General features: G+C 69.2%; 9 protein-coding genes. 1 reads left to right on the forward strand and 8 read right to left on the reverse strand.

The window, feature by feature from the left end:
- Nucleotides 1-10: 10 nt before the first annotated feature.
- The 3 genes from AC50YM_RS01450 to AC50YM_RS01460 form a co-directional block, all read right to left on the reverse strand.
- Nucleotides 11-3,184, reverse strand: a complete 3,174-nt coding sequence (locus AC50YM_RS01450; RefSeq protein WP_494955228.1) for an HAD family hydrolase — start codon at nt 3,182-3,184, stop codon at nt 11-13.
- Between the two features lie 92 nt (nt 3,185-3,276).
- Nucleotides 3,277-4,263, reverse strand: a complete 987-nt coding sequence (locus tag AC50YM_RS01455; RefSeq protein ID WP_494955229.1) for a polysaccharide deacetylase family protein — start codon at nt 4,261-4,263, stop codon at nt 3,277-3,279.
- Nucleotides 4,264-4,396: 133 nt separating this feature from the next.
- Nucleotides 4,397-5,500, reverse strand: coding sequence for an SDR family oxidoreductase (locus tag AC50YM_RS01460; RefSeq protein WP_494955230.1), 1,104 nt, complete (start codon nt 5,498-5,500; stop codon nt 4,397-4,399).
- A 172-nt stretch (nt 5,501-5,672) separates the two neighbouring features.
- Here AC50YM_RS01460 and AC50YM_RS01465 point away from each other — a divergent pair, with 172 nt between their 5' ends.
- Complete coding sequence (locus AC50YM_RS01465; protein WP_494955231.1) at nt 5,673-7,610, forward strand: heavy metal translocating P-type ATPase; 1,938 nt, start codon at nt 5,673-5,675, stop codon at nt 7,608-7,610.
- On the opposite strand, the gene ppsA is transcribed toward AC50YM_RS01465, so the two are convergent.
- From ppsA to AC50YM_RS01490, 5 genes are all read right to left on the reverse strand, one after another.
- Entirely contained in the window at nt 7,561-9,960 is a 2,400-nt protein-coding gene (ppsA, locus tag AC50YM_RS01470) for a phosphoenolpyruvate synthase (protein WP_494955232.1), read from the reverse strand. The two genes, AC50YM_RS01465 and ppsA, sit on opposite strands and share 50 nt — an antisense overlap.
- A 107-nt stretch (nt 9,961-10,067) precedes the next feature.
- Nucleotides 10,068-12,722: a cation-translocating P-type ATPase gene (locus tag AC50YM_RS01475; protein ID WP_494955233.1), complete on the reverse strand. Its 2,655-nt coding sequence runs from the start codon at nt 12,720-12,722 to the stop codon at nt 10,068-10,070.
- 116 nt (nt 12,723-12,838) lie between these two features.
- On the reverse strand, nt 12,839-13,135 hold the full coding sequence (locus AC50YM_RS01480; RefSeq protein ID WP_494955234.1) for a hypothetical protein: 297 nt from the start codon (nt 13,133-13,135) through the stop codon (nt 12,839-12,841).
- A gap of 207 nt (nt 13,136-13,342) precedes the next feature.
- Complete coding sequence (locus AC50YM_RS01485) at nt 13,343-13,759, reverse strand: hypothetical protein (RefSeq protein ID WP_494955235.1); 417 nt, start codon at nt 13,757-13,759, stop codon at nt 13,343-13,345.
- Between the two features lie 91 nt (nt 13,760-13,850).
- Nucleotides 13,851-14,654: a glycosyltransferase family 2 protein gene (locus AC50YM_RS01490; RefSeq protein WP_494955236.1), complete on the reverse strand. Its 804-nt coding sequence runs from the start codon at nt 14,652-14,654 to the stop codon at nt 13,851-13,853.
- Between the last annotated feature and the right edge of the window lie 5 nt (nt 14,655-14,659).

Below are 14,659 nucleotides of genomic sequence, written 5' to 3' on the forward strand. Positions count from 1 at the left end.
CGTCCGATTTTCAGTCGTTCTGGCGCAGGAAGACGTGGTCCTGGCCGGCCCGGAGCAGCACCCGCTGGGTACCGACCCGCACCAGCACCGGGGCGGCGTCGCCGGGGGCAGTCGACACCAGCAGGCGGTCGCGTTCCAGATGGACGGCGAGCAGCTGGTCCCGGTAGCGGACCTGGAATTTTACCCGGCTGAGCTCTGTGGGCAGCCGGGGCGCGAAGTCGAGGGCATCCCGGGTGATCCGCAGCCCGGCGAAACTGCGTTGGATGACGTCGATCGTCCCGGCCATCGCCCCCAGATGGATGCCGGAGCTGGTGGTTCCGCCCTGGGTGTCATCCAGATCAGCGTCCAGGGCCTCCCGGAACACCGCCCACGCCCGCTCGGGATCCCGCTGCGCCAGGACAGACGCGTGGGCCACCCGGCTGAGGGTGGATCCGTGCGCCGTCCTGGCCAGGTAGAAGTCGACCGTGGCGGCCATCTGGGCGGACGTAACGACGTAGCCCATCCGGGCCAGGAACTGGATGAGCTGGTCCTCGCCCAGGACATACAACAGCATCAGGACGTCGGCCTGTTTGGCCAGCCGGTAGTGATTGGCGCTGTCCCCTTCCGCCTCCAGGATCAGGTCCAGCCGTTCGATGAGCCCGTAAGTCCGGCGGTAGTGCTTCCAGTCCAGTTCCCGGAGCGCTTCATAGCCCTCGAACTGGCTGATCACGCCGTCGTCGTGGAACGGAACGAACATGCGGCGGCTGAGGTGTTCCCAGGCATCGATCTCGGCGGCGGTGACCTGCAGCCTGATACGCAGTTCCTGCATGTCAAAACCTCGGACGGAATGCATGATCCAGACCGCCTGATCGAACACCCAGGCCGCCATGACGTTGGTGTACGCGTTGTCGTTCAGTCCGCCGCCCGGGTCGCCCGGGTTTCCGGTGTGGTATTCATCCGGGCCCATGACCCCCCGGAGGTGGAAGCGGTCTTCCGCCGGGTCATACTCCGCCATCGACGCGAACAGCCGGGCGACGTCGACGATGATTTCCGCGCCGTGTTTGGTCAGCCAGCCCCGGTCCTGGGTGGACTCGAAGTATTGCCAGGCGTTGTAGGCGACGGCGAGGCCAACATGCCGCTGAAGCCGGGAATGGTCCTGCATCCAGCGCCCGGACAGCCGGTTGAACAACAGCTTGGGCGTCTGTTCGGTGCCGTCGCTGCCGCTTTGCCACGGGAACATTGCCCCCTTCAGCCCCGCTGCCCGGGCTGCGTCCCGCGCTGCGCCGAGCCGCCGCCACCGGTAATCGACCAGCTCCCGCGCGAGCGACGGCAACCTGGAGTTAAGCAGCGGGAGAACGAACAGTTCATCCCAGAAGACGTGCCCGCGGTAGCCCTCGCCATGCAGTCCGCGGGCCGGTACGCCCGCGTCCAGTTCGGCGGTGTGGGTGGTGAGCGTCTGCAGCAGGTGGAAGACATGCAGGTTGAGGATGAGCTGCGTCTGCGAGCCGTCCTCGAGCTCGATGCGGAAGGAGTCGAGAAGGATCGTCCACGCTGCCTCGTGTTCGGCCAGCAGCGCCGCGAAACTGCCGGGGGCGCGGGCCAGGACGGCCCTGGCTGCCGCCAGCGGCGATGCGATGGCGTGGTCGCGCGAGGAGGCCACGGCCACGGTCTTGAGTACGGTCAGCGGCTTCCCGGCAGCCAGGGAACGCTCGAAGCGGTGCGCGTGCAGCCCGCCCAGTACGTCGGGAATCCCGGCCCCGGCCGGTCGGTCGGACCCGGAAACCTCGGTCCGGAGCGCGAGGGCGATCCCGATCCCGCTGGTGACGGTCCTGACTTCAACGGTTAGCCCGGCGGCGCCAGGACCAGTCTCGGAAGCGGCAACGTTGACGGACCCCAGGTGCCGGTTGGACAGCGCCTCGTCATCGGGGACGTTGGCGTTGGTGACGTCCGTGTCACAGCCGCTGCGGATGCTGACGGCGCCGTCCCAGCCGACAGCTGTGATCACGGTTTCCAGGGCGGCCAGGTTCGGCGTGGCCATGGACACGAGTCGGCGCTGCTGCAGCTGGAGCTGGCGGCCGGCGTCGTCCTCCAGAAGCGCCTCGCGGGCCAGCACCGCGTTCTTCAGGTCCAGGGTGCGCCGCTCGCTGCGGAGGGACAGCCCGCCCTCGGACCACCACCGGCCCGCGCCGATCCGGAGGTCCAGCGGCAGCCAGTCGGGGATGTTGACCATGTGCTCGTCGACGGTTTCCTGGTCCATCACCACACTGCGCAGGCTGTTGTAGACACCGGCGAGATAGCTGCCGGGATAATGCACTGCCCCGGCGCGGTGTTCGGGGGCGGCGCCGCGGGTGGCCAGGTAACCGTTGCCCAGGGTAGTGAGGGCTTCGCGGTGCCCTTCGTGCGCCGGGTCGAAGCCCTCGTAGACCAGCAGCCACGGGTGCGTGATGGCAAGTCCGATGTCCAGTTGGCCGACATCTTCGACGACGACGTCGGCTCCCGCCGCTTCCAGCAGGTCCCGGCGTCCGACGCGGTCGATGCCGACGACCAACCCGAAGCCGCCGCGCCGGCCCGCCTCGATTCCGGCGACTGATTCCTCGATAACCATCGCCCGGGCTGGCAGGATCTGGAGCCGGCGCACCGCTTCGAGGGGCAGCGCGGGGGCAGGTTTGCCCGCGACGTCCCGGTCAAGGGCTGTCTGCCCGTCGATGATGTGGTCGAAGGCGTCCCCGAGGCCGGCTGCGGTCAGCAGCGCCCCCGCTTTCCTTGCGGAGGTGGCAAGCACCACGGGAATCCGGCCTGCCTTCAGCCGGCTGAGCAGGTCGGCCGTGCCGGGAAAGGCCCGGACCGGGTTGCGGCTGAGAAGCTTGTCGAACAGGTCGGTCTGGCGGGCCGCGAGGCCAAAGGCGGTCCAGTCCGCCGGGCCATCCGACGGCGAACCCAGCGGCATGCCTGCGCCGCGGGAGCGGAGAAAGGTTGCGACCGCGTCCTCCCCGGTCCGGCCCGCGGCGAAGTCCCGGAAGTCGTCCGTGCTGAACGGGTCCCGGCGCGTCCCGGCGGGAAGCCGCGGGTCCTGCAGGACGCCATCGAAGAGTTGCTGCCAGGCCGCGGCGCGGAGCTCCACAGTGTCCGTGACCACGCCGTCGAGGTCAAAGATCACGGCATCGACCGGCGCCAGGGCGGCGGCAAGGGTGGGCGACTCCGTCATGGCTCAGTCGTATCAGGCATCCGGCCACCGCGACAGTGTCGTTCTGCCGCAATGCGCGGCCCGGTCCGCGCTTCCCTTCCGGCTGCCGGCCGTCAGCCCAGCAGCGCGTCGAGGGTCGTAAAGCCGTAGCCGGCCTGGCGGATCCGGTCGATCATCCCGGGCAGCGCGTCGGCGTCGAGGGTGGTCCCGTCGTCGGGGTTGGAGCCGATGTGCATCAGCACGATCTCGCCGGGCTGAAGCCGGGCGAGCACGCGGTCCGCCACGATTTGGGCCGTGATCCCTCCGCTGCTGCCCTTCCAGCCCAGGCTGTCAACGGTCCATCGGACGGGGAGGTAGCCATGGGCGTTGACGGTGGCGATGGTCCGGGCGTCGCGGTCGCCGAGGGGGAAGCGGAACAGCGGCCGCGGGTCCGCACCGCCGGTTTTGATGGCCTGTTCGGCCCCCGACAGCTGGTCCCCGATCGCGGCGTCGGCGAGCCCGGTGAAGCCCGGGTGGGTCATCGAATGGTTGCCGACCCGGTGGCCGCCCGCCACAATCGCGGCGACGCCCGCGGGGTTGGCGGCCGCCCAGTTGCCGGTGAGGAAGAAGGTGCCGCGCACCCCGGTGGCGGCCAGGGTCTGCAGGATCCGGGGCAGCCCCGCCGAGTTGGCTCCGGCGTCGAACGTCAGCGCCACCACCGTCCCGGCGCCCGGGATCACCTCGATGTCGCGTCCGGCGAGCGCGGCGGGGAACGGTGCGGCGGGTGCCGGTGCCGGGGGTTCCGGCGCTGGCGGTGGAGGCGCAGGGGGTGCCGGGGGCGGGGCCGGCGGGGCGGGGGCGGCCGTAGCAGTGCCGCTGGGGCCGGGGGCCGGGGTTTCGGACGGCGACGCTGGCACCGGACTGTCCGACGGGCTAATCGAAGGGCTGTCCGACGGGCCGGCGGTGGCCGTGAGCGACGGCGAAGTGGGCGCCGGCGTCGGACTGGCTCCTGGTGGCCCGGACGAAAACACGACGCCCAGCACCACCGCGGCGGCCAGCAACAGCACCGCAGCCGCGGCCGCGAGCCACCGGCGCCGGTCCCCCGTAAAAATCGCCCACATGCCTCACAGTGGCACCAGCGGCCATGGCCGGAGTAGGGCTAAAGTGCCCAGCGCCCGTCAACCCCCAAGCAACGCGGGGTCATTCCGCGCCCATGTTGACCCCTCGGATGGGCGCGGTCTGACCCCGCGTTGGTTAAGCTGAGCCGGAGGGTGCTGGGGGAATCAGGCGGTCGGCCCGGCACCGGTCGAACAGGCGGATGAACGAGTCTTCCGTTCGGCGGTACCCGGTGAAGCCTGCAAGGCGGCTCTTGCTCATGTCGGTGACCACTTCCAGGTTCCGGCCCAGATCACCGTCGGTGTGCCACCAGGAGGCGACCCGCGAAAGATCGGGTTCGGCCAGGCCATGGCGGGCGGCGATGTCAGCCCATTCCTTCTCCCTGCCGAGCATCTGTTGTTCCAGCGGGCGGGGCTGGCCGGCGTATCCTTCGGGTTCAACCCCGAAATAGGCGGCCAGTGCAGGCCACATGCGCCGCCACCGGAAGATGTCGCCGTTAACGATGTTGTAGGCCTCGTCGGCCACCCCGTCGGCGGTGGCCGCCCAGATCATGTGTTCCGCGAGCAGCCCGCTGTCCGTCATGTCGGTGAGGCTGTTCCACTGCGTCTCGGACCCGGGGAAGATGAACGGCTGGCCGAGTTCCCGGCAGATGGATGCCTGGACGGCGAGCGTTAGGCCCATGTTCATGGCGTTGCCGACCGCATGCCCGATCACCGTATGCGCCCGGTGCACGGACCAGCCGAAGCCTTGCTTGCCGGCGGCAGCCCACAATTCGTCTTCCTGGGCGTAGTAGAAGTTGGGCGTCGGCAGTCTCGGCTCGCTTTCGCGGAACGGGGTGTCGGGCATCTCCCCTGCCGCATACGCTTCAAAGGGCCCGAGATAGTGCTTCAGCCCGGTCATGAGCGCCACGTGCTTTACCGGATGGCCGCTGAGGCCGGCGAGCAGGTTCCGCAGCATAGCCGCGTTGGTCTCGATGTTTTCCTGCTCCGTGCTCATCCGTGACCACGCCGTGTAGAAGACGTGGCTAACCCGTTCGCCGGCCAGGCCTTCACGCAGGTTCTCCACAGAATTCAGGTCCGCACTCACATGCCGAACATCCCCGCGCCGAATCGGGCGGCGGGACAGTGCGACGACGTCCCTGCCCTCATCCGCCAGCCGGTCGACCAGGGCCGATCCGGCAATCCCGCTGGCCCCCACCACCAGGGCAGTCTTCGTCTCAACGGCGTCTGAAATGCTTCGCACGCTATGCCTCCTGTTGCTGTCCCGCTCCAACTTTCCCGCTCCAGCGTCTCACGCCCCGGCGCGGGGGCGGCCCGCCGGCGCCGCGTAACCTGTACGCGCCCGGCCCTCCCGGGGAGGCCCCCGCAGTAGGATGCAAAGTAGTCCACAAAGCGAAATCTAAGGCGGGCTCTCCGTGAAACTTTTGCTCCGGTATCCGCTCGTGGCGGGCACCCTCGCCGTCCTCCTGGCCGTGCTGGTTCTGCTGGTGTCTGGCCAGCCGCTGATAGCGCAGATCGCGGCGAGCCTCTACGCCCTGGCGGTGGCGGCCTATCTGGGGGTTGGCATGGTCCGCCGGCTGATCGGCGGCCAATGGGGCATCGACATCCTGGCGGTCACCGCGATCGTTAGCACCGTCCTGGTGGGCGAGTTCATCGCCTCGATGATCATTGTCCTCATGATGGCCGGCGGCACAGCCCTCGAGGACTACGCTGCCGGCCGGGCCAAGAAAGAACTGACATCGCTGCTGGAACGCGTCCCGCAGACTGCCCACCGGGAACGCAACGGCAACCATGAAGACGGCCAGCACGAGGATGTCGCCGCCACCGATGTCCGGATCGGCGACATCCTGCTGGTCCGGCCGGGTGAAGTGGTGCCGCTGGACGGCATCCTGCTCTCCGAATCCGCCACCCTCGACGAGTCCTCACTCACCGGCGAGAGCCTTCCGGTGGAACGGATTGCCGGCGACGGGCTGATGAGCGGCTCCCTCAACGGCGAAGCCGCAGTCCGGATGCAGGTCACGGCCCTGATGGAGGACTCGCAGTACAGCCGCATCGTCGCCCTGGTCAAGGAAGCCGCGGACAGCAAAGCGCCCATGGTGCGGCTCGCGGACCGGTATGCCGTTCCGTTCACGGCCCTGGCCTACCTGCTGGGGGCGATCGGCTGGATCATCAGCGGCAGCCCGGCCCGGTTTGCGGAAGTGCTGGTGGTCGCCACCCCGTGCCCGCTGCTGATCGCCGCCCCGGTCGCCTTCCTGGGCGGCATGAGCCGTGCCGCGCGCGGCGGCATCATCGTTAAGTACGCCGGCGTGCTGGAACAGCTGAGCCGGATCAAAACCGTCGCCTTCGACAAGACCGGAACCCTGACCTATGGCCGGCCCGCGCTCGTCGGGGTCCGGACGTCGGGGTCCTTCACCGAGGACGAGGTTCTCGGGCTGGCGGCCTCCGCCGAACAGTATTCCTCGCATGTTCTCGCCGCCTCCGTGATGGATGCCGCACGGACCCGCGGGCTGGTCTTCGAGTCCGCCACGGAGGCCACGGAATATGCCACCCACGGCGTCCGGGCGCGCTTCGACGGCCGCGAGGTGGTGGTTGGCAAGCCCAAGTTCGTGGCTGAATCGGCCCCCGGCGTTCAGGAAACGGAGCTGGCCAGCGGCGAGCTCGCCATCTACGTGGGCGTGGCCGGGGAATTCGCCGGGTCCCTTGTGATGAGCGACCCGATCCGCAAGGAAGCCCGCCACACCCTGGCCGAACTCACCGCGCTCGGCGTCACCCAGACCGTCATGCTGACCGGTGACGCGCTCGCCACCGCCGAGCACATCGCGGACGAGGCAGGGCTCACGGATGTCCGCGCCGAGTGCCTGCCGCCGGACAAGGTCGAGGCCGTCCGCTCGCTGCCCGTCCGCCCGGTCATGATGGTCGGCGACGGCGTGAACGACGCGCCCGTCCTGGCCGTCGCCGACGTCGGAATCGCGATGGGTGCGCGGGGATCGACGGCGGCCGGCGAGTCGGCCGACGTCGTGATCATCCTGGATGACCTGTCCAAGGTGGCATCCGCCGTGCGGATCGGGCAGCGCACCGTCAAGGTGGCGCTGCAGAGCATCTGGATCGGGATCGCGCTGAGTGTGGCGCTGATGGTCGCGGCGATGGCCGGCTACGTTCCCGCCATCGCAGGCGCCCTCTCCCAGGAACTGGTGGACCTGGCCACGATCCTCAATGCGCTGCGCGCGCTCAGCCCCGGCAGGAAATCCGCCCGCAAGAAGACCCCCGGACCCAAGGGCCCGGGGGTGACGGACGACGTCGGCGCTACCGGCCGGCCTGTTTCTCGGCTTCCGCGATCCGCGGAACGGTCCTGAGGTAGCTGTCCGGGTTCAACGAGATCGAGTCGATGCCCTCGCTGACCAGGAAGGCCGCGAACTCCGGATGGTTGCTGGGCCCCTGGCCGCAGATGCCGATCTTGATCCCGGCGGCGTGGGCCTTGCGGATGGCTTCGCTGATCATCGCCATCACGGCCTCGTCCCGCTCGTCGAAGAGCGCGGCGAGCTGCGCCGAATCCCGGTCCACACCGAGGACCAGCTGGGTGAGGTCGTTGGAGCCGATGGAAAAGCCGTCGAAGCGGGTGGCGAATTTTTCGGCGAGGACAACATTGGACGGGATTTCGCACATCATGTAGACCTGCAGGCCGTTTTCACCGCGGACCAGGCCGTTCTCCGCCATCACGGCCAGCACTTTGTCCGCTTCCTGCGGGGTCCGGCAGAACGGGATCATCACGATGATGTTGCCGAACCCGAGCTGTTCCCGGACCCGCTTGAGGGCCACACATTCCAGGGCGAATCCCTCCCGGTAGCGCTCGTCGTAATAGCGGGAGGCGCCGCGGAAGCCGAGCATGGGGTTCTCCTCCGGCTCCTCGAACGCGGACCCGCCGATCAGGTGCGCGTACTCGTTGGTCTTGAAGTCGCTGAGCCGGACGATCACCGGCCGGGGATGGTAGGGAGCGGCGATCTTGGCGATGCCGAGGGCCAGGGCGTCCACAAAGTAGTCCTTCGGGTCCGCGTAGCCGCTGGTCAGGGCCCGGATCTGCTCTGCTTCCGCGGGGTCGGTGACCCGCTCGGGATGGACCAGCGCCATCGGGTGGACCCGGATCAGGCTGCTGATGATGAATTCCATCCGGGCCAGCCCGACGCCGTCGGCCGGCAGCCGCCACCACTGGAACGCCGCCGCGGGGCTGGCAATGTTGACCATGACCTTGGTGCGCGTCTCCGGCAGCTCCCCCAGATCCACCTCTTCGGTGTCGTAGGCGAGGCTGCCCTCGTACACGCGGCCCTCATCGCCCTCGGAGCACGAAATCGTCACGGCCAGGTCTTCCGCCAGGACGGTGGTGGCGTTCCCGGTGCCGACGACGGCGGGGACCCCGAGTTCGCGGCTGACGATCGCCGCGTGGCTCGTGGGACCGCCGTGGTCGGTGACGATGCCGGCCGCCCGCTTCATGATCGGCACCCAGTCCGGGTCGGTCATTTCGGTGACCAGGATGGCGCCGTCGCGGAAGTTTTCGATGTCCGCCGCGCTCCTGATCACGCACGCAGTGCCCTGCGCGATGGAGTCGCCGATCGCGGCGCCCCGCGCGAGCACGGTGCCGGTCCCCACGAGGTGGTGGAGGGTGAAACGGGACCCTGACTTCTGCGACTGGACCGTCTCCGGCCGGGCCTGGACCATGAACAGTTCCCCGGTCACACCGTCCCGGGCCCACTCCATGTCCATCGCCCGGGCGTAGTGCTCCTCAACGCTCACGGCCCAGCGCGCCAGCGCGAGGATCTCGGCGTCGGCCAGGACAAACGCGCGGCGTTCCGCTGCCGAGGTGTCCACCATTTTGGTGCGGGCGTGGCCGCCCCGGCTGTAGACCATCTTCCGTTCCTTGGAACCGAGGGTCTTTTCGATGATCGGGCTGATTTCGCCCGCGGCCGCGGCTTCCGCCAGGAGCGGTTTGAACACGAGGTATTTGTCCGGGTTGATGGTGCCCTGGACCACGGTTTCACCCAGCCCCCAGGCGGCGCTGATCACGGCGACGCGGGGGAACCCGGAGTCCGTGTCGATGGAGAACATCACGCCGGAGGCGCCGACGTCGGACCGCACCATCCGCTGCACCCCGATGGAGAGCGCGACCTCGAGGTGGTCAAAGCCCTTGACCTCGCGGTAACTGATGGCCCGGTCGGTGAACAGCGAGGCGTAGCAGCGGCGGCAGGCGTCCAGCAGCTCCCGTTCCCCGGCGATGTTCAGGAACGTCTCCTGCTGCCCGGCAAAGCTTGCGTCCGGCAGGTCCTCGGCGGTGGCGCTGCTGCGGACCGCGACCGAGAGCCGGTCCAGTCCGGCGCGCTCCCCCAGTTCCCGGTAGTGGGAACGGATGGATCCGGCAATGTCCGGCGGGAACTCACTGTCCAGGAACAGCTCGCGGATGGCTTCCCCGGTGGCGCGCAGGGTGGTTTCGCCGGCACGGTAGGACTGGATCCGCGCGCGCATCGCGGCCTCGATCCCGTTGGCCTCGAGGAACCGTCGGTAGGCGTCCGCGGTGGTGGCGAAGCCGTCCGGGACGCGCACCCCCTTGGCCTTGAGGGACTGGATGAGTTCGCCGAGGGAGGCGTTCTTGCCGCCCACCTGCGGGACATCGCCCATTCCGATCTCGTCAAACCACAGCACCGGGGATTCAGCCATGTCGCAGCTCCTGCTTTCGGCAACGGGAAAGGGACCCGCCGGGCACGATGATGATCCGCGGTGCGCGGCGTCTCTGAACCCATCCTGTGGCGGCGGGCCGTCCGGTGTCAGAGTCTTTGGACCTTTGTACCTGTTGCGGCCTGCCCAGCCCGGCGGTGGCGGAGGATCTTGTACAGCCAGTCCGCGAGCAGCACGGCGGGGATGGCGGCGAGCGCCACGGCCAGGCCACCGGGCGACGGCGGTGCGTGGCCCAGCAGGGTGGCGAGCGGGCCGAGGAACAGGAACACTGCCAGCAGGCCCAGTTCGGCCAGCACGGCCCAGACCAGCAGCCGGTTGGTGAACCAGCCGAGCCGCCACGGCGGGACGGAGGCGCTGCGGCAGGCGAAGGCGTTGGCGAGCTGGGCCAGCACCACGGTGGTGAACGCGGCGCCGGAGGCGGCCATCAGCACGTCCGCCGCGGGAAGTTCCGCCCCGGGCGTCCAGCCGGCACCGAGCAGCACGGCGGTGTACGCCGTCATCTCAAAAAACGCCTCGACCGGGCCCAGCAGCCCGAACACCCGGAGCATCAGCGCCCGGTCCATCAGGTGCCTGCGCTCCGGCGGGCGCTTCAGCGTCCCCTTGCTGGGGGCCTCACTGCCCAGCGCCAGTGCGGGGAGCAGGTCGGTGCCGATGTCCAGGGCGAGGATCTGCAGCACGCTCAGCGCCAGCGGAAAGCGCCCACCGGACAGTGCCCAGATCACGAACGGGGTGAGCTCGGCGACGTTGTCCGTCAGGTGGTAAGTCAGGAAACGGCGGATGTTCGCGTAGGTGGCGCGACCCTGCTCCACCGCGGCGATGATGGTGGCGAAATCGTCATCCAGCAGCACCAGATCCGCCGCCTCGCGGGCCACGTCGGTGCCGCTCAGCCCCATGGCCACGCCGATGTCGGCCTGCTGGAGGGCGGGGCCGTCGTTGACGCCGTCGCCGGTCATTGCCACCACGTGGCCGCGGCGCTGGAGCAGGCGGGCAACCCGGAGCTTCTGTTCCGGGGTGACCCTGCTAACCACCACGCCGTCGCGGTCCAGCAGGGCGGTCAGGACGGCATCGTCCTCGGGCAGGATATGACCCTCCAGCACCAGCTCGGGCGAGCCGATCAGCCCGGTTTCCCGGGCGATGGCCGCGGCCGTGAAAGCGTGGTCGCCGGTGACCATGGCCACCTTGATGCCGGCCCCGCGGGCCGCCTCGAGGGCCAGCCGGACCTCGGCCCGCGGCGGGTCGTGCAGTCCGATCAGCCCCAGCAGCGTCAGTCCGCGCTCAACTTCCTCGAGCCTGAAGCTGGCGCCCGGCAGGCCGGGCAGGCTCCGCTCGGCCACGGCCAGTACCCGCAGCCCGTGCGAGGCCATCTCGTCGACCATCTGCAGGGCGCGGCCATTGCCGCCGCACAGCGGAATCACTGACTCCGGGGCGCCCTTGACATACAGCGTGGTCCCCACGATCGCGGACTCCCGCAGCCGGCGGGGATCGAAGGCAAAGCGGTGCGACACCGCGGGCTCGGCCGGACCCGCCCCGGGGCGTGACCCGGGACCTGTCCCGGCACCTGCCAGCCGGACGGCAAGCGCATGGATGGCGGCCTCCATCGGGTCGCCCTCGGCGATCCACTGCCCCTCGTGGAGCACCGCGCGGCCTAGGGAAGCGGCCAGCGCGGCGGTGCTGAGGTGCAGTGCCTCCCCGGTTCCCGTCCCGGTGATCTCGGCCTCCGGCCCGTAGCCTGCACCGATGACGCTGAGCACCCCGGCCGGGGTCCAGACCTCGACGGCGTTCATCCGGTTCTGGGTCAGCGTGCCGGTTTTGTCCGTGCAAATGAAGGTGGTGGAGCCGAGGGTTTCCACCGCTTCCAGGTTCCGGACCAGTGCGTTTCGCTGCGCCATCCGCTGCGCCCCGACGGCCAGGGACAGTGTGACCGTGGGCAGCAGGCCCTCGGGCACCAACGCCACCATCACGCCGATGGCAAACAAGAAGGCATCCCGCCAGGAGATCCCGACCAACAGGGAGAGCACAAAAAACAGCACGCCAATGCCCAGGGCCATCGCGGCGGTGATGCGGACTATTCGTTGCAGTTCCCGCGCGAGCGGGCTCGGCGGCGCCTCCACTTTTCCCGTCAGGGCGGCGATTTCGGCGAGCCGGGTCTTAGCGCCCGTTCCCGCGACCACACCTTCAGCCTGGCCGTTGACCAGGAAGGTCCCGCCAAAGACGGTGTCGCCGGGGACCTTGGCGACGGCCTCGCTTTCACCCGTGAGCATCGATTCGTCCACGGAGCAGCCTGCCGCCACCGCCAAGCGGAGGTCTGCCGGTACCCGGTCACCGGCAACCAGTACGACGGCGTCTTCCGGCACCAGGTCAGTTGTGTGGACCTTGATGACGCGGTTGTCCCGGCGGACCGAGACCATCGCCGGGAGCAGTTCGCGGAGCTTCGCGGCGGCGTGCTGGGCGCGCTCCTGTTGGATGTAGGCGAAAATACCGTTCACCAGGATGACAACAACGATCGCGATGGCCAGCTGCGGCATACCCGCGAGGTAGGCCAGCACGGAGGCACACCACAACAGCATGGCGAAGAAGTGCGTCAGTTCGGCCAGCAGCCTCCGCCAGCCGGGTACCGTGCCGGTCTCTGGAAGCTTGTTCGCCCCGAATTGAGTGAGTCTTAGGGCCGCCTCCGCGGAGCTCAGGCCGGCAACGCCCGGCAATGCCCCGGTGTCCCGCCCCCCGGCCGGAGCCTCCGGTGTCACGGCCAGCCGGGGCGGCTTAGGCGCAACACCGTAGACCGGCCCGGGTCAGGTAGCTCATGGGTTGAGGGTGCGCCCGGGGCGTGCCGGCCGTTAGGGCCAAAGGTCACGGCGGCGTGCTAGGGCATGATCTTGTACAGATCGATGACGGTCTCCTCGGGCGGCGATGCGAATCCGCCCTCGATGCCCTGTTGCATCCGGGGAAGGAGGATGGCATCGCGGAATTTCTCCCAGCTCTCCTTCGACTCATGGACAGCCATGATCGTCCAGCCACCGGCAGAAGAGCCGCCTGCATGGAAGATCTGGCCCTCGGGCAGGCGCCCCTCACCAGGGTGAACAGCGGCAATTGAGGCTTCGTACTGGTCCTTCGTGCCTCCCGCAAAGAAGTGCACGATTCCATAGGGCGCTGCTTCCATTTCTACTCCTAGGCCGGTCTGGATGTGTTCGACAGGCCAACCTCTAGACCTCGTAACGCCGGATGTCAACCAGTTGGCGAAGGCCATCGTGAGGCTTCGACCTCGTGCCCCAACGGGCTGGCAAGGTTGGCGGCGCCGCGTTCTCTCCGACCGTGATCCTGATCCCGGCGACCGCCCCGGTCCAGGCACCCGCAGGGTCCCGGCGCCCTACCAGCTGGGCACTGATGTACCCCTCTGGAGCTGGACCACCTGTGTCTGCGTTCCCGCGCAATCGACTTCGAAGACCTTATCTTCGCGGCCGCCTACCTGGGCTTGGGGGATGCCTACACACGCTGCGGTGACAGTGTGCGGGCCAGCAGTTCTCACTGTCGCGCCCTTGCTGAAGCCGACGCCTGGCCCGTCGGCCGGGCCGGTGTCGGCCAGGAGAACCGACCCCGGTACCCTGGCCAGGCGCTGATCCAGTTCAGCGTAGTTGCGCGCTTCCACAGCCAGGACGTCCGGGTCCTTCGCGGGGAGGGTGGGCCCGGGCCGGAGGCTTGCGCCCGCCGCCGTCGGCTGGGGATCGTCCCCGTCCTCGTAAGCGCAGGCGGCCAGGCCCCCGGCCAGGCCCCCGGCCAGCGGCATAGCGATAATGAGCGCCAGAAGGCAGCGGACTGTTTCGTTCCCCCAGGACCAGACATGGGCCGAGTCTACGGCCGGTCCACCGGATGGCAAGTCATCTGCCCGGAACTTGGCTCTCGGGTGGCCGGGTCCGTCCCAGCGTCCGGAGGTAGGCGCCGAAGCCATGCGGCGCCCTGGCCTGGATCCGGCCCGAGGTCAGCACGCGTATGCTGTCCGTCGCCGTCACGGTGAAGGCGCGGTTGCGGAGGCTTTGCACCAGGGTCCGGTCCTCGTGCGAGGCGAGCTTCGGGAAGCCGCCCGCGGCCAGGTACGCGGAGGCCCTGACGCCGAAGTTGGCTCCGTAAATGTGCGGGTGGTCCTCCTCGAAGGGATGGCGTTCCCGCCACCGCCGGAGCAACTCCGGGTCCATCCCGGCGGGGTCCGGTTCCACCGAGCCGAGCACGGCGTCGGCTCCGGCCGCTGCGAATTCCACCTGGCGGACCAGCCAGTTTTCCGGAACCTGCGAGTCCGCGTCCGTGTTGGCCAGCCAGGTCCGGCCCGCCCACGGCGGCGGCGTCCACCGTTTGCCGGGCGGTCTCCGCCGGGATGCTCCGATCCCTGCCCGGACCCCGGCCGCGCGGCTGGCTCCGGTGTTGTGGAAGTCCACATCCAGGACGCGGAAGCGCCGGTCCGCCGCGGCGTACCGCGCCGCAATGGCGGCGGAGCCGTCGCTGCAGCTGTCCAGCACCACGATTACGCGGACCTCAACTTCGGGCCGGAGCCGGTGCAGCGTATCGGCGGCGCATTGCACCGCGCCCAGGGCGCGGCCGAGGTACTCATCCTCATTGTGGGCAGGAAGCACGACGGCGATCCGGTCGAGACTGTGCCCGCGGGGCAGCGGCAGGGCAAGGGCGGCCATTCGGT

It is taken from the genome of Pseudarthrobacter sp. RHLT1-30-1, assembly GCF_059383415.1.

Coding starts and splice junctions, on each gene's coding strand:
- AC50YM_RS01485 (WP_494955235.1), bottom strand. CDS start 13,759: ATGCCGCTGGCCGGGGGCCTGGCCGGGGGCCTGGCCGCCTGCGCTTAC.
- AC50YM_RS01450 (WP_494955228.1), bottom strand. CDS start 3,184: ATGACGGAGTCGCCCACCCTTGCCGCCGCCCTGGCGCCGGTCGATGCC.
- AC50YM_RS01480 (WP_494955234.1), bottom strand. CDS start 13,135: ATGGAAGCAGCGCCCTATGGAATCGTGCACTTCTTTGCGGGAGGCACG.
- ppsA (WP_494955232.1), bottom strand. CDS start 9,960: ATGGCTGAATCCCCGGTGCTGTGGTTTGACGAGATCGGAATGGGCGAT.
- AC50YM_RS01455 (WP_494955229.1), bottom strand. CDS start 4,263: ATGTGGGCGATTTTTACGGGGGACCGGCGCCGGTGGCTCGCGGCCGCG.
- AC50YM_RS01490 (WP_494955236.1), bottom strand. CDS start 14,654: ATGGCCGCCCTTGCCCTGCCGCTGCCCCGCGGGCACAGTCTCGACCGG.